Below are 22,984 nucleotides of genomic sequence, written 5' to 3'. Positions count from 1 at the left end.
GGCAGGAGCGAGAAAAGCTGAAGGCTGCCCAAGGCAGCCTTCAGCTATGAAACATGTTTACCGGACACTAGTGACGCAGAGCGTGGGAACGATCATTTGGGTGCCCCATTAAACCACGATGGCTAAAGTGAACAGCATTACGCCACTGACCGGGGATTTACATGGATTACTTTATCATTGTCGTCACTACCGTCGCCGGACTGTACTTCCATGGCTGGCTGTACGTGCGTATCCGACGCTGGATGGACCGGGACCTGGCATTGGCGCTGGCCGGCAAGGACGAGCAGAAGAAAGCCTTCATGCTCGAACGGTTGGCGAGCGCTCAGGCGCAGAAAATCAAGCGTCGAGACCTGCCGCAGTGGCTTGAGGCCGCCGCGGCAGGTTATCCCGAGCGGTAGACTGCTTAAGGGGCCAGGCGTTCAAGAATCCAACTGGCGCCCTGCAGGCAATAGTTGAGGCGGTCGTGCAGACGGCTTGGACGGCCTTGCCAGAATTCGATGCGTTCTGGCAGCAGACGATAACCGCCCCAGTGTTCAGGGCAGTGAGGCTGGGTATCGCTGAAACGCTGCTCGGTATCCTTGAGCAGCGACTCCAGTTCTTTGCGATCGGCTATCACCCGGCTCTGCGGCGAAGCCCAGGCACCGAGGCGGCTTCCCAGCGGGCGCACCTGATAGTACGCGTCGGACTCCTCGGGCGTCACTTTCACCACCCGACCTTCAATGCGCACCTGACGCTCCAGCGTCGGCCAGAAAAACGTCATCGCGGCGAATGGATTCGCCTCCAGCTGCTGGCCTTTGGCGCTGTCATAGTTGGTGAAGAAGGTGAAGCCCTGCGCATCCAGGCCCTTAAGCAGCAGAATGCGGCAATGCGGCCGCCCGTCCTGGTCAACAGTGGCCAAGGTCATGGCATTGGCCTCCACCGGTGCCTGCTCGGTTTTCACCGCGTCGGCAAACCATTGGTGGAACAGCGCAAACGGCTCGGCCGGCGCTTGCGCCTCGGTCAAGCCATCACGGGTGTAGTCGCGGCGCATATCAGCCAGGGCCTTGGTCATGGCGCATTCCTTATGGTTAACGAATCACTTCTTTGTGGTATCGGCGGCGACCTTCGTCGCGTCGGCAGCAGCTTTGGCCGGTGCAGTCTTTTTCGCTGGCGTCGCGGTTTTAGCCGGTGCCTTCTTGGCTGGCGCCTTGGCGGCTTTCTTGGCCGGTGCTTTTTTCGCGACCGGTGCAGCCGCTTTCTTTGCATCGGCAGGGGCTGGAGTCACAGGCTTGGCCACCGGTTTGATGTCCTGGGCCGCGACCATGCGCACAGGCGCCGGAGCCGGCATATTGTACTTGCTCAGCAGTGCGACCATGGTGTTTTGCGGCGTGACCAACAGCTCCACTCGACGGTTCAAGGCACGGCCTTCAACGCTATCGTTGGCGGCACGCGGGGCTTCGCCACCCATGCCGCGCAGCATCAGGCGATCACGCTGCAGACCGCTGAGACGGAAGATCGCAGCCACCGATTGCGCACGCTCCTGGCTCAACTTGACGTTGGCGGGCGCGGCGCCCGAGGTATCGCTGTGGCCGAGTACCAGCACAGCCGTCTTCGGGTCGGCTTCAAGGATTTTCGCAACGCGAGTGAACGGGCCGAGCACCACCGGCAGCAGCATGGCCGGGCGGTCCGGGTTGAACGAGCCTTCTACCGGCGCGGTGACCACCAATACGTTTTCACGACGCTCGAGTTGCAGGTTGCTGTCCTTGATCGCTGTACGCAGACGCGGCTCGTAGTCATCAAGCCAGGCCTGGGTGACTTTCGGATCCGGCATCGGCACGGCTTTGGCTGTGCTCTGCTCTTTGCCACCGAACGGCCACCACCACTTGCCACCCGCATCGGCCTCAGCCTTGGCCACTTCGACCGGCTTGGCCACAGGTTTTACTTCTGGTTTTTTATCGAGCGCTTCCTCGGAGCCGAACGGCCAGTACCAAGGGCTGGAACTTTCAGCCTTGGCAACCGGCGGGGTAACCGGTTTCAGCGGTGCCGGGGTTGGAGCCGGTGCCTTGGTCGCGACTTTGTCGGAAGACCCGAACGGCCACCAACTGCCGCCGTCTACATCACTTTTAGGAGTCTGTGCGCAACCGGTAATAGCAAAGCACAGTGCCAAGGCGAGGGTGGGTTTGGTTGACATTGGATATCCACAAAAATGAAGTAATAAGATCAGGCCGGATCGGCCCGCATAAACAGACGCTTGGAAACTGAAAAGGCTGTCGGGTTCCAGCTCCGGAACCTTTAAGCGTGATTTACAGACAAGTGGCCAGTACCCGCACAAGCCTTTGTGCGCGCGGATCCATCAAGACGTACGGCCCCAGGGTATTTGTCACAAATCCGAACGCCACATCATGCTCGGGGTCAGCGAACCCAACGGACCCGCCAGCGCCCGGATGCCCGAACGCTCGCGCGCCCAAGCCGAAGGTGGCATTGGGCACATCCGGTTGATCGAGCATGCAGCCCAGGCCGAAGCGGGTCCGGGTCAACAGCGTCTTGTCCTCGCCGAGGCTGTGCTCGCGGGTCAGTTCGTCAAGCAACTCGCCTTCGAGCAGGCTGCCATCGAGCAACCCGGTGTAGAACCCGGCCAGGCTACGGGCGTTGCCGTGGCCATTGGCCGCCGGCTGCTGCATGCGCCGCCACTCCGGCTTGTTGGTGCTGGTCAGCACCGACGGCGGATTGGTAAAGGCGCGGGTGGTCATGGCCGTTGGCTCGCGCATGGTCACTTGCAGCAGGCGCTGGGCCGCCGCATCGCCGACATTGCCCTTGCCGCGGGCAATGTGGGCCACGCGATGAAACTCTTCATCGGCCAGGCCGACGTGAAAATCCAGGCCCAAGGGCTTGGCAACCCGCGCCACGATGGACTCACCGGGGCCACGGCCGTCAGCACGGCGCAGCAGCTCGCCGATCAGCCAGCCATAAGTGATCGCCGCATAACCGTGACCTTCGCCGGGCGTCCACCAGGGCGTTTCGGCGGCCAGCGCCTCGACCATGGTTTGCCAGTCGTAAAGGGCTTCAGGGGCCAACAGCTCGCGCAACGCCGGCAGCCCGGCCTGATGGCAAAGCAGCTGGCGCAGGGTGACCGATTCTTTGCCAGCAGCGGCGAATTCAGGCCAGTAGCGAGCCACCGGGGCATCCAGTTGCAACTTGCCTTCGGCCACCAGTTGCAGGGCGGTGACGGCGGTGAAAGTCTTGGTGCAGGAGAACAGGTTGGCGATGGTGTCGCTGTGCCAGGCTTCGGCCCCGTCCTTGTCGGCGGTGCCGGACCACAGATCGACGACGGTTTCGCCGGCGATCTGGATGCACAACGCGGCGCCACGCTCCTGAGGATCGTCGAACAGCGCCGCGAACGCTTCACGCACTGCCTCGAACTTAAGCTCGTAATGACCCTGAATCTGCACCCGCAACTCCCCGCAAACGTTCTGTAAAAGTGGCCCGCATTGTTCCAGCCCTTGAGGGTTTTGGGAACAGGTGCGGGCTGGGCGGTCAATCACTGGCAGAACTGATCAGAACTCAATGACCTTTACCGGAATGCCCACCAGCGCCCTTCCCCGGGCCTGTGCCGGCCTCGGCCTTGCGCCCGCCCTCGGCGTCATGGTTAACCTTGTCGACCTCGGCCGCGGCCTTCTGCGCCTCTTTGCCCAACTGCTCGAGCGCCGCCAGATTGCTCTTGCGCACGCTGTCGACAAAGCCCTGGAACGGCAGATCGGTAATGCCTACCAGACCAAAGTGACCATTTTCGCCATCCAGCAGGCGCCCGGTCACGGGTTGGTCGAGGTACTGGAACCAGTGCACCCCGACAATAGACGGTTCGGTCAGCGCCTGTTTCAGGAAGTTGGCGTAGGCCAGGCCACGGTCTTCTTCCTTCGCCAGTTGCGTCACGCCGCCCCAGAACGGGCCGCGATCGGTCGAGCCGAAGTTGAACTCGGTGATCAACACCGGTTTGTCGAGGCTGCGCAGTTGGGCGAAGTCGTAACCGTCCTGTGGTTGCAAGGTGTACATGTTGAAGCTCAGGACATCGCAGTACTGCGCACAGGACTCAACCGCTTCCGGAGTGCTGATGGCAAACCGGCCGCCGAGCAACAGCTGGTTTGGCGCGTGCCACTTCAGCGAGTCGGAAATGGTCTTGAAGTAAGTGTCGGCGAAAACCTTCTGGAAATATTTGAAGTCAGCCTCGATTTCCGGGTGTTCGGCGCTTGGCAGAGGCGGCACGAAGCCCGGGTCTTCCATCAGTTCCCAGGCTGGCAGATCAATACCCCAGGCTTTCGACAAGCCCGCCTGGTTGCGGTACTTGTCGCGCAACTGCTTGAGGAACGCGCGCTTGGCCGGCACGTCGGTGGTCATTTTCAAGGTGCCGTACGCGAGGGCGTAACGGGCTTTCGGGTCATCGCCTGGACCGGCCCACGCCAGTTCGTTGTCGGCGAAGTAACCGATCAGCCATGGGTCGTCGCGGTGGTCGCGGGCGGCAATGGCCACCGCGCGCTCGGTCGCCATGGCGAAACGCGGGTCGAACGGGTCGGGCATCCCGCCCCACCAGTCGCTGCCGGTGCTGATGCTGGCGTAATCGCCGACGATCGACAGGGGCAAGGTGTAGGGAACGCGTTCAGCGTCACCCAGGATCTCAGCGCTCCAGTTGCCGAGAGTGTTGAAGCCCCAGGCTTGCAGGCGATCGAGGGTGTGGCCGGTCCAGCGTTGCTCATCGAACGTCGTTTTGCACGGCTCGGCAGGTGTTGGCTCAGCCGCTTTCGCCACCGTCGCATCGACAGCGCCGGCCTTGGCGGCTTCGGCGACACCGGATTCGGCCGTTGAGGGCGTGACGGGGGGCTCGGCAGCTTTTTCGGTCGTTGCCTCTACCGCGTCGGCCTTGGCCGCTTCAGCGACGCCGGCCTTGGTATTGCTACCCAATGCACAAGGGTCGCCATACAGGCGCTGCAAGTTGGCCCCATAGAAGTCGTACCACTTGCCAGCATTGAAGCCCCGGCCCTGATCGACACCGTTACCGCCGCGGTTATCGCCTTCACCGAAGTGATTGGCCAGCGGCTCGTCAGGCTTGGGCAGGGATTCGAACATCCATTCACGACCGGCGACATAGGTCTGGTTGACGTCCGCCGTAACTGCATTGACCCCCAGCGAGAAGAACGGATGCCCTTGCGGCGTCACCAGGTACCAGCGGCCGTCGCGTTTCTCGGTGCGGAAAAAACCGCTGGCCTTGAACGTCGGCCCGGTGGTCCAGCCGCCGAACTTGTCGAGGGAGGACTTTTCGCGCGCGATCAACCAGGTTTTCAGCTGCTGTTGTTCCTTGGCGGCGGCGCTTTTCAGTTGTTCGTCGCTGCTGACCTTTTCTGGCCATTTGGCCCGGGTCGATTGGCCATAAGCGTCCACCAGAGTGCCATAGACTGCTTGGGTCACCCCTTCGCCGTCCTGCACGCCAAAACGCTCCAGCAGGATGCTCTGGGGGGCTTTCGGCTGATCCATGGACAAGCTGACCGACACCACCTGGCTGCGGTCCAGCTCACCGGCGCTGCTGGCGAGCAAAACGCGCTGTCCGTCGACCGTCATCGGCATTGGCGGACCCGCCTTCATGCCCTGGCTGAGCGGCGAAGTCGGCTGCAAGGGCACCAACAGGGTCTGCGCCGGACCAGCTGGAAGATCGACGCGACTGACCAAGGTCTTGCCGTCGTTGCTCTGGATAGTCACGTACAGGGTCACGGCCCAGTTCATCGCGCTCTGGATCCGCAGGCTCATGACACCCGACTGCGACCAGTCCCACGCCCCGCTCTGCGGGGACAGGCGCAGGGTTGGCCGGGCCACCGGATTGAACGTCACCCGACGCAGCACTTCGCCTTCAGGCGTCTGTTCGGCATTGGATTGCGGCAGGCTGGCGTCCTGGGTCGCCACCTGGACCACGTCGGCGGGGCGCACAAAGTTGAACAGCGTCTGTTGGCCTGCGGGTGCGGCCAGCAAGGGCGTTGCGAACATCAGGGCAAGAACGGCAGGTAGCGAACAGCGAATCATGAGAACGGAATTCTCCCTAGCGACCCGGGCGGGCCAATGGAAAAGCGATGGTAGAGAGATAGACAACGCGGCGGGCAAAACTGCCCACCGGTTTATCAGGAAATTTCACGACGGAAGGGAGGCAACGCATTGAGGATCGCCTTGCCATAGCGCTGGGTGACCAGGCGCCGATCGAGCAAGGTGATGGTGCCGCGGTCCTCTTCGGTGCGCAGCAGGCGACCGCAGGCCTGGACCAGTTTCAGCGAGGCATCCGGAACCGAAATTTCCATGAACGGATTGCCGCCACGGGCCTCGATCCATTCGGCCAGCGCCGCTTCGACCGGGTCATCCGGTACCGAGAACGGAATCTTGGCGATCACCACGTGCTCGCAGTACGCGCCGGGCAAGTCGACACCCTCGGCGAAACTCGCCAGGCCGAACAGCACGCTGGAATCACCGCCATCGACCCGCGCCTTGTGTTTGTTCAGGGTTTCCTGTTTCGACAGGTTGCCTTGAATGAACACTTGCTTGCGCCAGTCGCGGTCCAGGCCGTCGAACACGTCCTGCATCTGCTTGCGCGAGGAAAACAGCACCAGCGTGCCCCTTGAGCCTTCGACCAGTTCCGGCAGATCGCGGATGATCGCCGCGGTATGGGCCGCTGCATCCCGCGGATCGGCGTTCAGGTTCGGCACCCGCAACACACCGGCGTCGGCGTGATGGAACGGGCTCGGCACCACGGCGGTCACGGCTTTTTTTGGCAAGCCGGCGCGCATGCGGAAGCGGTCGAAGGTGCCCAGGGCAGTCAGGGTCGCGGAGGTTACGAGTGCCCCATAGGCCACGTTCCACAGGTTGCGCCGGAGCATTTCCGCCGCCAGGATGGGACTGGCGTTGACTTCGATATCGAACAGCGAGCCGCTTTCCGCCAGGGTCAGCCAGCGCGCCATGGGCGGGTTGTCTTCCGGGTCTTCGGCGGTGAACGCGACCCACAATTCCCAGTTGCCCGAAGAGCGGGACAACAGGCTGCCGAACAGCGGATACCACTCTTCGGCCTGGTTACTGGCGATCCCGATATTGACCTCGCCGTCCATGCCTTCCTTGAGCAACTCAGTGAGGCGGGTAAACAGGTCCGTCAGGCGCGCAAAGCCTTTCTTCAGTTCGATGCCCATTTCACGCATGTGCTCGGGAATCACCCCGCCGACGAAACGGTGACGCGGACGTTCGCGGCCCTCGACGTCTTCGCCGGGTTTGAAATCGGCGGCCTGTTCGCAGGCGGTGAACATGAACTGCTGCTGGGTCTTGATCTCCCGCGCCAGCTCCGGCACTTGTTCGATCAGCTTGCCCAGGTCACCCGGCAAGGGATGCTGGGCCAACAGCTTGGTGAGGTTCTTGGCGGTGGTTTCCAGCCAGTCGGCAGTGGAACGCAGGCGCGTGTAATGGGCGAAATGACCAATGGCCTTGTCCGGCAGGTGATGGCCTTCGTCGAACACGTAGATGGTGTCGCGCGGATCGGGCAGCACGGCACCACCACCCAGGGCCAGATCGGCCAGGACCATGTCGTGGTTGGTGACGATCACATCGACTTTGCCCATGCCCTCACGGGCCTTGTAGAAGGCGCACTGGCCGAAGTTCGGGCAATGGCGGTTGGTGCACTGGCTGTGATCGGTGGTCAGGCGCGCCCAGTCGGCATCTTCCAGGGCCGTGGACCAACTGTCGCGGTCGCCGTCCCACTTATTGCCGGCGAGCTTCTCGATCATGCTGGTAAACAGCTTCTGACTGGCCTCATCGACCTCGATCTTGAAGCCTTCTTCTTCGAACAGCTGGGCGGTGGCGGTCTGTGCGTGACCTTCCTGGAGCAACATGTCGAGCTTGGACAGGCACATGTAGCGCCCACGTCCCTTGGCCAGCGCAAAACTGAAATTCAGCCCACTGTTGCGCATCAGGTCGGGCAAGTCCTTGTAGACGATCTGCTCTTGCAAGGCGACGGTAGCCGTGGCGATCACCAGGCGTTTGCCGGCCGCCTTGCCCGTGGGGATGGCCGCCAGGCTGTAGGCCACGGTCTTGCCGGTACCGGTGCCGGCTTCCACCGCGACAATCGCGGGGTCGCCACTGCGCCGGCCTTCGTCGTCGGTGTCGATGTCACCGAGGACCTTGGCGATTTCGGCAATCATCAGGCGTTGGCCGTAGCGCGGCTTGAGGCTCTTGGCTTCGAGAAAACGCGAATAGGCGCCCTGGATCGTGGTTTTGAGTTCGGTGCTGATCATGGATTGTCGGGCGCAAAAAATGCTGGATAAATTTTCAGTAGTTCGATTCGGCCGCTATCATACCCCGCTAATGAGTCCCGCGCAGAACGGAGTAACCCAATGACACCTTTTAGCCTCATTTATAGCCTGCATGTCCTCGCCGCACTGGTGTGGGTCGGCGGCATGTTTTTCGCCTGGATGGTCTTGCGCCCCGCGGCCTTGAAGGCACTGGAGGGTCCTGCCCGGCTGAAGCTGTGGCTAGAAGTGTTTCAGGGTTTTTTTCGTTGGGTATGGGTCGCGGTGGTGCTGTTGCCGATCAGTGGCGTCGGCATGATTCATTTGCAGTACAGCGGTTTTGAAACCGCACCGCGTTACGTGCAGGTGATGATGGGTTTGTATGTGGTGATGACCGCGCTGTTCATCCGGATCCAGGCGTTGATGTTGCCGCAGTTGCGCACTGCGGTGACGGCCCAGGATTGGCCGGCGGGGGCTGCAGTGCTGGGGAGGATTCGCCGGTTGGTGGGGATCAATCTGATTGTGGGTCTGGTGTTGGTGGCGATTGCGGCGGCCAGGCCGACGCTTTGATCGTTCCCACGCTCTGCGTGGGAACGATCGGTCTGGGGAATTACAACCGCTGAACCGTTACCGACCCCGCAGCACCCTCCACTCCCGGCTGCCCATCTACCCCAGGCTTGCCACTCTTGCCGCCATCGGCCTTGTAGACCAGGCAACCCTTGGCCTTGCCGCCCGCCCCCGGCTTGCCGCCTGGCCCGGCCACGCCACCGGCGCCGCCGGCCACTTGCACCTTGATCTGGTCCGCCGGGTAATCACGCGGCACGGCCAGCCTGACCGCCGCGCCAGGCGCACCGGCCTGGCCATTGCTGCCATCGCTGCCGTCGGCACCACGACCCGCCTGGCCCCAGGCGCAACCCGGTGCCTGGCCGTTGGCCCCGTCGAGGCCGACAAAACCTGGTGCACCCGCGCCACCGCGAGCATCCACCAGCAGTTGCGGTGCCTTCAGCGCCTTGATCTGCAAGTTCAGGTTGCGCCCGGAGCGGGCAGCCTTCTGGTAAGTCCCCGGTGCGCCGCGCGCGGTGATCTGGCTGCCCTCGGACAGGTCAGCACGGTTGACCTTCAACTCCAGCGCCTGCTCTCCAGGGACGATGGTAATCCGCGCTTCGCGGCCCAAGTGCAGTTCACCGACACTGACCTCGGTCACGTTCGAAGGAATCAGCAAGGTGCCGTAATCGGCCACTTCCAGGCGTTCCAGTTGCAAGGTGCTGGCGGTGTTGGGCAGGCGCATCAGCGAGTTGGTTTCGACACTCACCACCTGGGCACACGCCAATGGGCTGATGAGGGCGGCGAGCAGACAGAGTTTACGCATGGGAAGCCTTACGTGCGGTGGGGGCCGGGATGGATTGCAGGTGGAATACGCCGAAAATGAGCACTTTCAAGCGATCGAGCCAAGGATGGGCACGGCCCCTGAGGCTGCGGTAGCAGAACACCGCCTCCAGCAGGTGAAGCCCCGCCAGCAGGCAGCCGGCCAGATTGACCAGTGGGTGCAGCGGATAGATGAACGGTGTGAGCAGATTGACCAGCACCACCAACCAGAACACCAGGGTCAACAGCTTCCCCAGCCCCCATATCACCTTCATACCCGCCCCCGATGAGAATTATTATTTGCTTGCACAGTAACGGCTTCCACGCGGGATTAGCCAGAGGGCAAGCGCAAATTCTTCATGAAGTTCGGCAAATGGCCGACGGAACGACGTCAATCATCGCCCGACGGCTCTATTGCGCGGCTCAGCGATTGATGTGCAATTCCACGCGGCGATTTTCCGCACGGCCTTCTTCGGTTTCATTATCGGCAACAGGCTCGCTTTCACCCTTGCCTTCGCTGGTGATTTTATCGGGTGCAACGTGCTGGCTGAGCAGGTATTCGGCGACACTGCTGGCACGTTTTTGCGACAGTTCCAGGTTGTACTCATCCGATCCGACGCTGTCGGTATGGCCGATCACCTTGATGCTCGCGACGCTGGGGTCCTGCAGTTTGCCCATGACCGAATCCAGCTTGCTTTGCATGCTGGGGGTCAGGTCAGCGCTATTGAAGGCAAACAGCACATCGTCGGCATCGCTCAGGGTAATGACTTCGGCTTGCACAGGTTCAGCCTTCACACTGGCCGGGTATTGCGGCAGCGGGCAGCCATGATGTTCGACAGGGGTATTGGCGGGCGTGTCAGGGCAGCGATCGCGACGGTCAAATACGCCATCGTCGTCTTCGTCGCCATCCTGGGCATAACAGATCAAGCCACCGCTCAAGATCCCGAGCGCCGCTCCACCGGCCGCCCAACCGCTACTTCCAATAGCGCCCAGGCCTCCGCCGACCAGTCCGCCAATGAGGCTGCAGATCGGCCAGGTACGTTGATTGAGGGGGGCGGTGCCATCACTGTGAGTAGCGCAACCGGTCAACAGGCTGCCAAGCAGGAGAACCGGCAAGACGGTCCGTGTGAAATTGCTCATTTTTTTAAAAGCTCCTGTGTCACCGGCAGATGCCGGTTACACAGGAGTAAAGACCCGCATCCACGACTGCACAAGCCGTGGATGCGAGGGGTCTAGCGGTTGATTTTGATTTCCGTGCGACGGTTCATCGCGCGGCCGTCAGCGGTTTTGTTGTCGGCAACCGGCTGGCTTTCCCCGGCGCCGCTGACCGACACGAAGCTGCTGCGAGGCACACCGCTTTCGATCAGATATTCCACCACCGAATGCGCGCGGCGGTCCGACAGTTTCTGGTTGTAGGCGTCGCTGCCCACGCTGTCGGTGTGACCGGTCACGGTCAGTCGGGCGCTGGCTGCTTCCTGTTTCAGGCGGGTGGCAATGGTGTTGAGCTTGTCTTTATCGGCGGCCGTCAGCTTGGCCGAGTCGAACTCGAAGTTGACATCGCGGATGACGATGGTTTCTTCCTTGACCACCACGACCTCTTCAACCACTGGAGCAGGCGCTGGTGGTGGGCAGCCATCGGCATCGACCTTCACGCCTCTTGGCGTGCCTGGGCACTTGTCGCGGCTATCGAGCACACCATCGCCATCTTCGTCACCATCACCGTGAACCCAGCAATAGGCTGCCGCCGTAGCACCGACTACCAACGCGCCATAACCGGCCCATGATGAACTCTCGGTCGCGCCGAGACCCGCACCTACGACACCACCGACCGCGGCACAGGTCGGCCAGTCGGTTTTCTGCAAACCTGCACAACCAGTCAACACACTGGTTAGCAGAACCAGGGGTAATGCTGTCCGAACTATGCTCATCTAGTTTTCTCCTGAAGGATCGGCTTAGAACCGATTCAGGGAGTAAAGACCGGAGTTTTAATCTCCGCCAGCAATAGGCCATAGCAGTTTTGTCCCGTGTTCACAGGCGATCGTCACTTTTCAGGCAAAGCCGCTCTAGGATCGAACAAGCGGGCAGGCTAGTCTTGGCAAATCTGATTGAGGATCTTCGATGATTGCAGGTATTTCTTCACGCACGCCGCAGCAGGCGCTGGCAGCGATGCTGGACCGTTATGCCCCTGCGCGCCTGTTGTTGATTGGCGCCAGCGAGTTCCCCGCGCTTGAGGCCTTCAAGCTTGCGCACCCGGACAGCAGCGTGGCGCATGCGGCGCCCGGGCTTTTGCCCGCCGAGCTGGCGGCGCGCCGCTTTGATCTGGCGCTGGTGGTCGACTGCCTCGAGCACTTGCCCAAGCGTGATGGCCTGAACCTGCTCGGTGGCATTCGCAACCTCAACGCCAGCCGCATTGCGGTGCTGGCCGACTTGCCAGCGAGCGGCTGGCAGGAAACGGATTTTTTCTCCCTGGCGTTGCAAGCCAGCGAACGCTTCCAGCGTGACGAACAGGTCCTGACGCTGTTCACCTATGATCTGCTTGACTACAAACAAGTACCCGACTGGCTCAACTCGCGGTTCTGGGCCAATCCGGAAAATTTCGGGAAATACTGGTGGTAACGCAATGAGTACATCCATTTGCCCTTGCGGCAGCGGCACCCTGCTCGATGCCTGCTGCGGCCATTACCATGCCGGGCACCCGGCACCCTGCGCCGAAGCCCTGATGCGCTCGCGCTATAGCGCCTACGTACTGGGCCTGATCGATTACCTGGTGGCAACCACCCTGCCCGCCCAGCAGAGCGGGCTCGATCGTCAATCGATCACCGACTGGAGTGCCCAGAGCACCTGGCTGGGGCTTGAAGTCGAGAGTTCCGAAGTACTCGGCGGCCAGCCGGAGCATGCCTTCGTCACGTTCACCGCACGCTGGCACGACGGCAGCGGCGAGCACAGCCATCGCGAACGCTCCTCGTTCGTGCAGAACGCCGGACGCTGGTACTTCATCGACCCTACGGTGCAACTGGACATTGGGCGCAACGACGCCTGCCCTTGCGCCAGCGGGCACAAGTTCAAGAAGTGCTGTTCGGGGTATTTCGGTAGCTGACCCCGATCTGTAGGAGCCGGCTTGCCGGCGAAACATACGACGCGGTGTGTCAGACACGGCGACTTCGCTGGCAAGCCAGCTCCTACAGGTTCAAGGGAGACAAACGACCATGATCACCCAGCAACTCGCACGCTTCCTGCTCACGCTGTCTCTTTGCCTGGGGCTCGGCGGCTGCGCATCCTGGTTCAGTACCGATGAACCAGACCCCGAGGTGCATCTGGTCAAGGTTGAAGTTGTGCGGGCCAAGCTGATGGAGCAACGGTTTGTCCTGCACTTTCGCATCGACAACCGTCGCGACAGCGAGTTGACCGTGCGCGGCCTGGAGTATCGCATCCACCTGGGCGACATCCTGTTGGCCGAAGGTGAGCATGAGCACTGGATCTCCGTTAACCCCAGGAGCAGCCGTTTCTACAAGGTGCCGATCCGCACCAACCTCTGGCCCAAGGTCAAGGACCTGGTCAAACAGCTGAAAAACCCCGAGCAGGCCGTTCCCTATCGTCTGGAAGGTGAGATGGAAACCGGTTTATTCATCGCTCACTACGTGCACCTGGCGCGTAATGGCGTGATAATCCCCGCCGATCTAATTCCGGAGCAACCTCGATGACCCAGCAACCCCATGTTCATGGCCCAGACTGCAACCACGATCATGACCATCACCAGCATGATCACGACCATGGCCATGTCCACGGCCCGAACTGCGGCCACGCCCACCAGGAACCGGTGCGCAACGCCTTGAAAGACGTTGGCCGCAACGACCCTTGCCCATGCGGCAACGGCAAGAAGTTCAAGAAGTGCCACGGCGCTTGATCGGCTGAACATCTCTCTGTAGGGGCTGCGGTGTATCAGGCTGGCCGCCTTCGCCGGCAAGCCGGCTCCTACAGGCTTTCAAGCGTTTCCAGGATATGTGCGCTGCTGACGACTGTGGCGTACTCGCCATGCAAGTTCCCCAGCGACATCCCATGGACCTCTTCGGCTGAACGGGCATTGCCGAAAAAGTCGGCCTTGTCGAAGGTAAAGCAGCCATCCTCCACGACCCAAGTCTCAAACCCCAGATTGCCTGCCGTGCGCGCCGTGGACTCCACCGAGTTGTGGGTCGCCACGCCAACGATGACCAATTGCTCGATCCCCGCCTCGCGCAAAACGGCTTCCAGACCCGTCGAACAAAACGCGTCCGGTACCTGTTTTTGAATGTGTCGTTCGCCAGGCACAGGCAGAAATCGTTCCTGAAATTCGACCCCGGACTGCTCAGGCCAAAATACTGAATCCTCTGAACGCGACAGATGCTGCACGTGGATCACCGGCCGAGCGCTGCGGCGCCAATGACCCAGCAGTTCGAGGATGCGCTCCTCGGCCTGGGGATTGTTCCGCCGACCGAGTTTGGGGTGCAGGATGCCTTTCTGCTGGTCGATGATGATCAGCGCCGCGTTGGTCTTTAGCTCCATGCAGACTTTTCTCAGACAGGGTTGAAGGGTATGGGCAGATTTTGCAGATTATTTCATAAGGATCGCTCCCATGTTGCATGGGAGCGATCACCTGCGCGGGCTCAATGACCGAACACGCCCACCTTCTTGGCTTTCTTTTCCGTGCGCTTTTCGATGGCGGTTTTCAGCGGTTTTTTCTTCGCTGCTTTCTTCGAATCCATACCTTTGGACATGATGCGTACTCCACGGACTGGGGATGTGAGATCAGGTATACACCTATCGCAGCCGGCGTGTTCTTTTATAATCTCAGACTTTGCGCACCGACAGTCCAAAACCATGCCCGACACCCAGTACACCCGGCTCGACGAGCCTTTATGGCCGCTGATGAACAAATTTTATCGCGCCCACCAATCGTCGATGAAGGCGGCGCGCGACGCACAATTGTGGGTTGCGCGGCGCGACGAGATCGTTGCAGCACTGTGTTTGCGACCGGTGTCCGGCGGGCATTGGCTGACCGGGCTGTTTGTCGACCCGGCCTGTCGCGAACAAGGTGTCGCTTGCGCGTTGATCGCCGCCGCGACCCGCCACATTGAAAGCCCGGTATGGCTGTTCTGCCATCCGGACTTGCGTGATTTTTATCAACGTCGTGGCTTTGCCTTCGATCCGCCGATGCCGTACGCCATGGTCGAGCGCCTGAGTCGCTACGCCCGCAGCAAGCCGATGATCGCCATGGGCCTGACGCCTTAGGACAGGTCAGTCGTCGGCGTTGGGATCAAGGTCCGGGAACATCACTTCTGTAAACCCGAACTTGCTGAAATCGCTGATGCGCGACGGGTACAACCGACCGATCAGGTGGTCGCACTCATGCTGCACTACCCGCGCGTGAAACCCCGAAGCGATGCGCACGATCGGCTCGCCCTTGGGGTCGAACCCTTCGTAGCGGATGTGCTGATATCGATCCACCGCGCCACGCAGGCCAGGCACCGACAGGCACCCTTCGAAACCCTCTTCCAGGGTCGGGCTCAGCGGCGTGATCAGCGGATTGATCAGAATGGTCTGCGGTACCGCTTCGGCGTCCGGGTAACGTTCGCTGTGCTCGAACCCGAAGATCACCAATTGCAGGTCGACACCGATCTGCGGGGCGGCCAGCCCGACCCCGCCGACGCTTTCCATGGTCTGGAACATGTCGTCGATCAGTTGCCACAACTCGGGACTGTCGAACATCTCGGCCGGCACATGCGGGGCAACGCGCAGCAGGCGTTCATCGCCCATTTTCAGAATTTCACGGATCATGGTCAGGTTTCGTCAATGGTCGGTTTGGGTTTTGAATGATCGCGGCCCAGCCCCGACACGTGGTGTTTTTCCTCATGGACGGGACCATGCTCGCCGGGAACCTTCTCGCCAGGGTCCTTGCCCTCTCGCGACATGTGCTCGATCACCGCATTCATTTCCGCGCCCAGCAACAACACGGCGGCGGATATGTAGAAGTACAGCAACAGCACGATGATCGCACCGATACTGCCATACATGGCGTTGTAGTTGGCGAATTCCTTGACGTACAAACCGAAGCCCAGGGACGCGATGATCCACACCACCACCGACAGCACCGAACCTGGGGTGATGAAGCGAAATTCCTGTTTGACGTCGGGCATGACGTAGTAGATCAGTGCCACGGCGACCATCAACAGAATCACGATCACCGGCCAGCGCGCGATGCTCCACAGCGTGACAATGAAATACTCAAGCCCGACTTGCGCCGCGATCCAGCTCATCACCTGCGGCCCCAGCACCATCAGGGCGGCTGCGATAAGCAGCATCCCGGCGATGCCGACGGTGTAGATGATCGACAGCGGAAAGCGCTTCCACGCCGGTCGGCCTTCAACCACATCGTAGGCGGCGTTCATCGCGCTCATCATCAAGCGCACACCGGCCGACGCGGTCCACAGGGCAATCACGATACCCACCGACAGCAGGCCACCCTTGGATTGCTGGAGCTGGTCGATCACCGGGTTCACTTGCTCCAGCGCCTGGGGTGGCAAAACCAGTTCCGATTGCAGGCGCAACCAGGAAAAAAAGTCCGGCAGATGCAGGAAGCCGATCAGGGCAATCAGGAACAGGATGAACGGAAACAGCGAAAACAGCATTTGATAGGCCAGCGCCGAGGCATAAGTCGACATTTCGTCGTCGACGAACTCGGTGACCGTGCGCATCATCACACGGTGCAGGGGCAGGCCTCTCATGTCCGGGAAAATCATTCGCGTCTCCATTCGCCGCATAAAGGGTTGGGTTGAGATCGTGGCGACTCAGGGGCCGCTTGCATTTCATCAAACTAGCCTACCTTGCGACTTTGAAACAATTTCGTCCCTCAAGTTCAGGCTGACACAAAAACGGCCATCCGTGGATGGCCGTTTCTTACGCTCACGAAAGGCTTACGCTTTGTCGACACCTTTCTTGATCGCGTCCTTGGCTTTGCCGACGGCCTGCTGGGCCTCGCCTTTGCGTTCCTGAGCCTTGCCTTCGGCTTGCAGGTTGGGGTTATTGGTGGCCTTGCCCACGCCTTGCTTGACGTTACCAGCGGCTTCGTTGGCCATGCCTTTGACTTTATCGCTTGTGCTGCCCATGGTGTTTCTCCTGTGAACATCTCAATGAGAAAAAGTGGTTACACAAGGTTGACCGGGGGCGTTTGCAGGGAGTTTCATTTATTTTCAGGTGACATTTCATCGTTCAATGCAGGTTGGGCTTTATGTTTGCCCGGCAACCCCCGAGAATGCGCAACGTATTCAGGCCTTGGCGCTGAAGATCCAATTTTGTAGGAATGTTATGAAACTCGATAAAAAGCAGGCCATTGCCCGCAGAAATCAGGAACTCGGCGGTGCTGTGCTTGGCGTCAACAATTGCCACTTCACCGAACTGAACCGCAACCGCAACATCTGGTGGTTCGACATCCCGGTGTCGCGCCTGGCGGTTGGGCAGTACGAGTGGATTCACCTGCTGATGCACACCCCGGACACCGACGAACTGCTGCACCTGAAAGTGCCGACGGTGTTCCTGCGCGAGAAGCTCGAAGGCCTGGTGGTGCGCAATGAAGGCAAGCGCAAGGCAGCCTTGAGCCTGGAACTGAGCGCCGACAAGGACTCGTTCCTGCAGGACATGCGCCCGGCGGGCACCAACGTCAATTTCGCGCCGTTTCGCCAATAACTCCCCGCTCTGCCCTGATCGTTCCCATGCTCTGCGTGGGAATGCCGCCCCGGACGCAGAGCGTCCGATGCTGGGACGCAGAGCGTCCGATGCTGGGACGCAGAGCGTCCCGGGATGCGTTACCACGCAGAGCGTGGGAACGATCAGAAAAAGCCCCGCATCTGCGGGGCTTTTTTGTTACGCGGCGGTTTTCTTCCCGTTGATCTTCTTTAACTCTTCATCACGCAGTTCACGACGCAGGATCTTGCCGACATTGGTGGTCGGCAGCGCATCGCGGAACTCCACGGCTTTCGGAACCTTGTAGCCGGTGACGTTGGCTCGCATGTGCTCCATCACCTGTTCCTTGGTCAGGGTCACGCCCGGCTTGGCGACGATGAATATCTTGATCGCCTCCCCCGATTTCTCGTCAGGCACACCAATGGCCGCACATTGAAGCACGCCCGGCAGGGTCGCCAGCACGTCTTCGAGCTCATTTGGGTACACGTTGAAACCGGACACCAGGATCATATCTTTCTTGCGATCGACAATGCGCATGTAGCCATCGGGCTGGATCAGCGCGATGTCGCCGGTCTTCAACCAGCCTTCGCTGTCGAGGATTTCATCGGTGGCTTCCTGGCGCTGCCAGTAGCCCTTCATGACCTGTGGACCTTTCACACAGAGCTCGCCGATTTCGCCCATCGGCTGCTCGACACCGGCGTCGTTGACGATTTTGCACAGGGTCGACGGCACCGGAATGCCGATGGTGCCGATCTGGATGTTCTGGATCGGGTTGACCGTGGCCACCGGGCTGGTTTCGGTCATGCCGTAACCTTCGCAGATGGCGCAACCGGTGACGGCTTTCCAGCGTTCCGCCGCGGCCAGTTGCAGGGCCATGCCGCCGGACAGGGTGACTTTCAGCGCCGAGAAATCCAGCTTGCGGAAGCCTTCGTTGTTGCACAGGGCCACGAACAGGGTATTGAGGCCGACGAAACCGCTGAACTTCCACTTCGACAATTCCTTGACCATTGCCGGCAGGTCGCGCGGGTTGCTGATCAGGATGTTGTGGTTGCCGATCAGCATCATCGCCATGCAATGGAAGGTGAAGGCATAGATGTGGTACAGCGGCAGCGGCGTAATCAGGATCTCGCAGCCTTCATTGAGGTTGGAGCCCATCAGCGCCTTGCACTGCAGCATATTAGCCACCAGGTTGCGGTGGGTCAGCATCGCACCCTTGGCCACGCCGGTGGTGCCGCCGGTGTATTGCAGCACAGCCACATCGCTGCTGGCCGGGCTGGCTTCGGTCACGGGCTGGCCATGGCCTTTGCTCAGCACGTCGTTGAACTTGACGGCTTTGGGCAAGTGATAGGCCGGCACCATCTTCTTCACGTACTTGATCACGCTGTTGATCAGCAGACGCTTGAGCGGTGGCAGCAGGTCCGCCACTTCCGTGACGATCACGTGCTTGACCCCGGTTTTCGGCACCACGGTTTGCGCCAGGTGCGCCATGTTGGCCAGGCAAACCAGGGCTTTGGCACCGGAGTCGTTGAACTGGTGTTCCATCTCCCGTGCGGTGTACAGCGGGTTGGTGTTGACCACGATCAAGCCGGCGCGGATGGCACCGAAGACGGCAACCGGGTACTGCAACACGTTCGGCAGTTGCACGGCGATTCGATCGCCCGGCTGCAAATCGGTATGCTGTTGCAGGTAAGCGGCAAAGGCACCGGACAATTCGTACAGCTCACCGTAGGTGATTGTCCTGCCCAGGTTGCTGAATGCCGGTTTGTTGGCGAAGCGTTGGCAGGACTGCTTCAACACTGCCTGAATATTCGGGTACTCGTCTGGATTGATGTCGGCAGCAATTCCAGCTGGGTACTTATCCTTCCAAAAGTCTTCGATCATGGAAGCCCACTCCTCAGCAACGCGAATTCAACACCGCATTTGATGCGATTATTATTGGTGTTTGTCTATAGGTGAGTCTGGCTTTTTACTAGGCCGAGAAGTCACAAAGCGCGCCGAGAGTAGCAGCTTTAAATTGGGTCGACTAGAGCCAAAAGCAGCCTCTACGGTCACTTTTATGACTCAAGAACACTAGCTGGTCATTTTAGAGCAAAAAACCTATATGTCGCTGAAAGCCCCGAAATTCGGGGCTTTGAAACGCTTATGCGATATCCCGCAACTCCCGCCGCAGAATCTTGCCCACCGGCGTCATCGGCAACGATTCTCGCAAGACGATGTGCTTGGGCACTTTGTACGCCGTGAAGTTTTCCTTGCAGTAGGCCTTCAGCTCTTCCAGGCTGACCCCCGCCTCACGGGCCACCACGAACAACTTCACCGCCTCGCCCGAACGCTCGTCCGGTACCCCGATCACCGCGCAGTTGGCGACTTTTGGGTGAGCCATGACCACGTCTTCGATTTCGTTCGGGTACACGTTGAAACCCGAGACGATGATCATGTCCTTCTTACGATCGACGATGCGCACAAAGCCGTCCGGGTCGATCACCGCAATGTCGCCAGACTTGAACCAGCCCTCGGCATCCAGCACTTCGTTGGTCGCTTCGGGTTTCTGCCAGTAGCCCTTCATGATCTGCGGGCCCTTGATGCACAGCTCTCCCCGCTCGCCCAAAGGCTGTTCGACACCTTCGTCGTTGATGACCTTCAACGTGGTGCCCGGCACCGGCAGGCCGACCGTGCCGATGCGCGACTGGTCGCCATACGGGTTGGTGCAGGCCACCGGCGAGGTTTCGGTCAAGCCGTAACCTTCGGTGATGCGGCAACCGGTCAACTGCTCCCAGCGCTCGGCCGTGGCCTTGACCAGCGCGGTGCCGCCGGAGTTGGTGAGCTTGAGGCTGGAGAAGTCGAGGGTCTTGAAGTCCGGGTGGTCCATCAGCGCGACAAACAGCGTGTTGAGCCCGAGCAATGCCGAGAACCGCCAGTTTTTCAGCTCCTTGATGAACCCGCCAATGTCCCGCGGATTGGTGATCAGCACGTTGTGGTTGCCGGTCACCATCATGCACATGCAATTGGCCGTGAACGCATAGATGTGGTACAGCGGCAGCGGTGCAATCATCACCTCCTGGCCTTCGCGCAGCAGCGCCTGGCCGTCGGCCGTGAACTGGCTGAGGCAGGCCCGCGCCTGCTGCATGTTCGCCACCAGGTTACCGTGGGTCAGCATCGCCCCCTTGGCCAGGCCGGTGGTACCGCCGGTGTATTGCAGCACCGCAATATCCTTGAGGCCGGCGTTCAGCGGCTTGATGCTCTTCCCTTTGCCCTGGTGCAAGGCGCTTTTGAAGGAAATGGCCTGGGGCAAGGAATAGGCCGGGACCATTTTCTTCACCTTGCTCACCAGCGTATTGACCAGCCAGCCCTTGGCGGCGGGCATCAGGTCGCCCATCTTCGCTTCGATCAGGTACTGGATGTCGGTGTCCGGCAGCACCTCCTGGACTTTGGCCCCGAACATGTTCAGGTACACCAGTGCCCGGGTACCGGAGTCCTTGAACTGATGACGCATCTCCCGCGCGGTGTACAACGGGTTGGTGTTGACCACGATCAGCCCGGCGCGCAAGGCGCCGAACACGGCGATCGGGTATTGCAGGACGTTGGGCATCTGCACCGCGATGCGATCCCCCGGCACCAGGTCGGTGTGGGCTTGCAGGTAACCGGCGAACGCTGCGCTGTGGCGTTCCAGTTCGGCGTAGGTCAGGGTGACACCCATGTTGCTGAATGCCGGGCGATCCGCGAACTTCTTGCAGGAACGCTCGAACACCTCGATGACCGACTTGTATTCAGCGACATCAATGTCCAGGGGTACGCCGGCCGGGCGTTTGTCATTCCAGAAATCAGGTTGCATTGTTTTTGTCCTCTTTACCTGAACCTATCCGGGGCCGCTGATCTGCCATTTCTCGACAACAGAACGCGGAGCTTCACGGACACTAGCAGCTATGGTGAATCAGGCAAATATGGGCCAATGCGTCATTGATCGTGTGAATCTTCCCGCCGTGGCGTGGGCTGATGCCAGCGGCGTTATGCGCTATACAATGCAACCACCTCGCGCCCCCTGCATGGAAAGGAATCGCCATGATCCACGACACGTTCTGGCTGACCACCAGTGACCGCAGCCGCCTCTTCGTCAACCAGTGGCTGCCTGCTGGCGGGCTCAAGGCCGTGATTTTGCTGGCTCACGGCATGGCAGAACACAGCAGCCGCTATGCGCGCCTGGCGGGAAAACTCTGCGAACAGGGCTACGGCGTCTACGCACCCGACCAGCGTGGACATGGCAAAACTGCCGAAAACGGGACGCTGGGCCATTTCGCCGACGAAGACGGCTGGGCCAAAGTGGTGGGTGACCTGGCGTGCCTCAACCAGCACATCGGCCAACAGCACCCCGGGGTGCCCATCGTGCTGTTGGGGCACAGCATGGGCAGCTACATCGCCCAGGCCTATCTGTTGCACCACAGCGCCAGCCTGCAGGGGGCCATTCTCAGCGGTTCGAACTTCCAGCCCGTGGCCCTTTATCGCGCGGCCCGCCAAATCGCTCGTGTCGAACGCCTGCGCCAGGGCCCCAAGGGGCGTAGCGCCCTGATCGAATGGCTGTCGTTCGGCTCGTTCAACAAAAAATTCAAACCGGCGCGTACCCGCTTCGACTGGCTCAGCCGTGACCCGGTGGAAGTCGACCTGTACGCCAACGATCCGCTGTGCGGCTTTCGCTGTACCAACCAACTGTGGATCGATTTGCTCGGCGGGTTGCAGCAAATCAGCAAAGCGTCCAATCTCGCCCAGATCGATCCGGGCCTGCCGCTGCTGGTGATCGGCGGCGAATGTGATCCGGTGAGTGAGGGCAAACGTCTGAAGGATCTGGCCAACGCGTTACGCGAGGCTGGCAGCCAGAGCTTGCAACTGACCGTTTACCCGCAGGCACGGCACGAACTGTTCAACGACATCAACCGTGATGAAGTGACGAGCGACCTGTTGGCCTGGATCAACCAGGCGTTGAGCAGTCCCCGGCCACACCGAACCGAATAGTTTTTTGTGAATTTTTTAATTCGTCACAGGAATCCAGAGACATGACCCAGGTTACCAACACCCCTTACGAAGATCTCGAAGTCGGCCAGACCGCCAGCTTCAGCAAAACCGTTGAAGAGCGCGATATCCAGCTGTTCGCCGCGATGTCGGGCGATCACAACCCGGTGCACCTGGACGCCGAATACGCCGCCAGCACCATGTTCAAGGAGCGTATCGCCCACGGCATGTTCAGCGGTGCACTGATCAGTGCCGCGGTAGCCTGCGAGCTGCCTGGGCCGGGCACTATCTACATAGGCCAGCAGATGAGCTTTCAGAAGCCGGTGAAGATTGGCGACACCCTGACGGTGCGCCTGGAAATCCTCGAGAAACTGCCGAAGTTTCGTGTGCGCATCGCCACGCGCGTGTTCAACCAGCGCGATGAGCTGGTGGTGGACGGCGAGGCGCAGATCCTGGCGCCGCGCAAGCAACAGTCGGTGACCTTGACCGAGCTGCCGCCGATCAGCATTGGCTGAACCGCCCGCTACGATCGTTCCTACGCTCTGCGTCACTAGTGTCCGGTAAAAACCGAAGGGGGAGCTTGCTCCCCCTTGCTGTTGGCGCTTGTCAGCCATAATCAGACTTTTCGGACT

At 60.6% G+C, this 22,984-nt stretch carries 25 protein-coding genes; 10 read left to right on the top strand and 15 right to left on the bottom strand.

Annotated elements, in window-relative coordinates:
- Positions 1–161: 161 nt before the first annotated feature.
- Positions 162–398, top strand: coding sequence for a hypothetical protein (locus tag ACIO0C_RS29775; RefSeq protein ID WP_272604933.1), 237 nt, complete (start codon positions 162–164; stop codon positions 396–398).
- 5 nt (positions 399–403) lie between these two features.
- Here ACIO0C_RS29775 and pdxH read toward each other — a convergent pair whose 3' ends face one another.
- From pdxH to dinG, 5 genes are all read right to left on the bottom strand, one after another.
- Complete coding sequence (gene pdxH / locus ACIO0C_RS29770; protein ID WP_401317856.1) at positions 404–1,051, bottom strand: pyridoxamine 5'-phosphate oxidase; 648 nt, start codon at positions 1,049–1,051, stop codon at positions 404–406.
- Between the two features lie 24 nt (positions 1,052–1,075).
- On the bottom strand, positions 1,076–2,170 hold the full coding sequence (locus ACIO0C_RS29765; RefSeq protein ID WP_401317854.1) for an OmpA family protein: 1,095 nt from the start codon (positions 2,168–2,170) through the stop codon (positions 1,076–1,078).
- Between the two features lie 112 nt (positions 2,171–2,282).
- On the bottom strand, positions 2,283–3,428 hold the full coding sequence (locus ACIO0C_RS29760; protein ID WP_401317852.1) for a serine hydrolase domain-containing protein: 1,146 nt from the start codon (positions 3,426–3,428) through the stop codon (positions 2,283–2,285).
- A gap of 112 nt (positions 3,429–3,540) precedes the next feature.
- On the bottom strand, positions 3,541–6,042 hold the full coding sequence (locus ACIO0C_RS29755; RefSeq protein ID WP_401317850.1) for a beta-agarase: 2,502 nt from the start codon (positions 6,040–6,042) through the stop codon (positions 3,541–3,543).
- A gap of 95 nt (positions 6,043–6,137) precedes the next feature.
- Complete coding sequence (gene dinG, locus ACIO0C_RS29750; protein ID WP_401317848.1) at positions 6,138–8,282, bottom strand: ATP-dependent DNA helicase DinG; 2,145 nt, start codon at positions 8,280–8,282, stop codon at positions 6,138–6,140.
- 99 nt (positions 8,283–8,381) lie between these two features.
- Here dinG and ACIO0C_RS29745 point away from each other — a divergent pair, with 99 nt between their 5' ends.
- On the top strand, positions 8,382–8,846 hold the full coding sequence (locus ACIO0C_RS29745) for a CopD family protein (protein WP_401317847.1): 465 nt from the start codon (positions 8,382–8,384) through the stop codon (positions 8,844–8,846).
- A 40-nt stretch (positions 8,847–8,886) separates the two neighbouring features.
- Here ACIO0C_RS29745 and ACIO0C_RS29740 read toward each other — a convergent pair whose 3' ends face one another.
- The 4 genes from ACIO0C_RS29740 to ACIO0C_RS29725 form a co-directional block, all read right to left on the bottom strand.
- Positions 8,887–9,645, bottom strand: a complete 759-nt coding sequence (locus ACIO0C_RS29740; RefSeq protein ID WP_401317845.1) for a collagen-like protein — start codon at positions 9,643–9,645, stop codon at positions 8,887–8,889.
- A complete protein-coding gene (locus tag ACIO0C_RS29735; RefSeq protein ID WP_401317843.1) occupies positions 9,638–9,916 on the bottom strand; it encodes a DUF1145 domain-containing protein in 279 nt (92 codons plus the stop codon). Before ACIO0C_RS29735 ends, ACIO0C_RS29740 begins: the two co-directional genes overlap by 8 nt.
- A gap of 148 nt (positions 9,917–10,064) precedes the next feature.
- Positions 10,065–10,781 carry an OmpA family protein gene (locus ACIO0C_RS29730; protein WP_401317840.1) on the bottom strand — a complete coding sequence of 239 codons (717 nt, stop codon included), beginning with the start codon at positions 10,779–10,781 and terminating at the stop codon, positions 10,065–10,067.
- 92 nt (positions 10,782–10,873) lie between these two features.
- Positions 10,874–11,569, bottom strand: a complete 696-nt coding sequence (locus ACIO0C_RS29725) for an OmpA family protein (protein WP_008056810.1) — start codon at positions 11,567–11,569, stop codon at positions 10,874–10,876.
- A 190-nt stretch (positions 11,570–11,759) separates the two neighbouring features.
- Between ACIO0C_RS29725 and ACIO0C_RS29720 the strand changes: the two genes are divergently transcribed.
- From ACIO0C_RS29720 to ACIO0C_RS29705, 4 genes are all read left to right on the top strand, one after another.
- Positions 11,760–12,257, top strand: a complete 498-nt coding sequence (locus ACIO0C_RS29720) for a DUF6231 family protein (protein ID WP_401317838.1) — start codon at positions 11,760–11,762, stop codon at positions 12,255–12,257.
- Between the two features lie 4 nt (positions 12,258–12,261).
- Positions 12,262–12,738: a YchJ family protein gene (locus ACIO0C_RS29715; RefSeq protein WP_008056808.1), complete on the top strand. Its 477-nt coding sequence runs from the start codon at positions 12,262–12,264 to the stop codon at positions 12,736–12,738.
- A 109-nt stretch (positions 12,739–12,847) separates the two neighbouring features.
- The gene (locus ACIO0C_RS29710; protein WP_401317835.1) at positions 12,848–13,342 is read left to right on the top strand and encodes an LEA type 2 family protein; all 495 of its coding nucleotides are present in this window, start codon (positions 12,848–12,850) and stop codon (positions 13,340–13,342) included.
- Positions 13,339–13,545 (top strand): SEC-C metal-binding domain-containing protein, encoded by a 207-nt coding sequence (locus ACIO0C_RS29705; protein ID WP_008056806.1) that lies wholly within the window; start codon positions 13,339–13,341, stop codon positions 13,543–13,545. The genes ACIO0C_RS29710 and ACIO0C_RS29705 overlap by 4 nt, the downstream gene beginning before the upstream one ends.
- A 68-nt stretch (positions 13,546–13,613) precedes the next feature.
- On the opposite strand, the gene ACIO0C_RS29700 is transcribed toward ACIO0C_RS29705, so the two are convergent.
- Positions 13,614–14,180 carry a cysteine hydrolase family protein gene (locus ACIO0C_RS29700; protein ID WP_401317833.1) on the bottom strand — a complete coding sequence of 189 codons (567 nt, stop codon included), beginning with the start codon at positions 14,178–14,180 and terminating at the stop codon, positions 13,614–13,616.
- Between the two features lie 315 nt (positions 14,181–14,495).
- Between ACIO0C_RS29700 and ACIO0C_RS29695 the strand changes: the two genes are divergently transcribed.
- Positions 14,496–14,906 carry a GNAT family N-acetyltransferase gene (locus ACIO0C_RS29695; RefSeq protein ID WP_401317832.1) on the top strand — a complete coding sequence of 137 codons (411 nt, stop codon included), beginning with the start codon at positions 14,496–14,498 and terminating at the stop codon, positions 14,904–14,906.
- Positions 14,907–14,912: 6 nt separating this feature from the next.
- Here ACIO0C_RS29695 and def read toward each other — a convergent pair whose 3' ends face one another.
- The 3 genes from def to ACIO0C_RS29680 form a co-directional block, all read right to left on the bottom strand.
- Entirely contained in the window at positions 14,913–15,452 is a 540-nt protein-coding gene (gene def, locus ACIO0C_RS29690; protein ID WP_401317830.1) for a peptide deformylase, read from the bottom strand.
- Between the two features lie 2 nt (positions 15,453–15,454).
- Positions 15,455–16,414, bottom strand: a complete 960-nt coding sequence (locus ACIO0C_RS29685; RefSeq protein WP_401317827.1) for a YihY/virulence factor BrkB family protein — start codon at positions 16,412–16,414, stop codon at positions 15,455–15,457.
- Positions 16,415–16,588: 174 nt separating this feature from the next.
- A complete protein-coding gene (locus tag ACIO0C_RS29680; RefSeq protein WP_008056799.1) occupies positions 16,589–16,780 on the bottom strand; it encodes a CsbD family protein in 192 nt (63 codons plus the stop codon).
- Positions 16,781–16,979: 199 nt separating this feature from the next.
- Here ACIO0C_RS29680 and ACIO0C_RS29675 point away from each other — a divergent pair, with 199 nt between their 5' ends.
- A complete protein-coding gene (locus tag ACIO0C_RS29675) occupies positions 16,980–17,357 on the top strand; it encodes a hypothetical protein (RefSeq protein WP_008019269.1) in 378 nt (125 codons plus the stop codon).
- A gap of 177 nt (positions 17,358–17,534) precedes the next feature.
- Here the strand turns inward: ACIO0C_RS29675 and fadD1 are convergent, their stop codons facing one another.
- Together fadD1 and fadD2 are read right to left on the bottom strand one after the other, a co-directional pair.
- Positions 17,535–19,235, bottom strand: a complete 1,701-nt coding sequence (fadD1, locus tag ACIO0C_RS29670) for a long-chain-fatty-acid--CoA ligase FadD1 (RefSeq protein WP_401317824.1) — start codon at positions 19,233–19,235, stop codon at positions 17,535–17,537.
- Between the two features lie 259 nt (positions 19,236–19,494).
- Positions 19,495–21,183 (bottom strand): long-chain-fatty-acid--CoA ligase FadD2, encoded by a 1,689-nt coding sequence (gene fadD2 / locus ACIO0C_RS29665; protein ID WP_401317823.1) that lies wholly within the window; start codon positions 21,181–21,183, stop codon positions 19,495–19,497.
- A 227-nt stretch (positions 21,184–21,410) separates the two neighbouring features.
- On the opposite strand from fadD2, the gene ACIO0C_RS29660 reads away from it, so the two are divergent.
- A complete protein-coding gene (locus ACIO0C_RS29660) occupies positions 21,411–22,355 on the top strand; it encodes a lysophospholipase (protein WP_401317821.1) in 945 nt (314 codons plus the stop codon).
- A gap of 41 nt (positions 22,356–22,396) precedes the next feature.
- Positions 22,397–22,867: a MaoC family dehydratase gene (locus ACIO0C_RS29655; RefSeq protein WP_008056792.1), complete on the top strand. Its 471-nt coding sequence runs from the start codon at positions 22,397–22,399 to the stop codon at positions 22,865–22,867.
- The last annotated feature ends 117 nt before the right edge of the window (positions 22,868–22,984 follow it).

The organism is Pseudomonas sp. NPDC087336 (genome assembly GCF_044744285.1).
Lineage (GTDB): Bacteria > Pseudomonadota > Gammaproteobacteria > Pseudomonadales > Pseudomonadaceae > Aquipseudomonas.
Note: the sequence above shows the minus strand (reverse complement) of the source record. Positions and strands in the feature narration are given on the sequence as shown.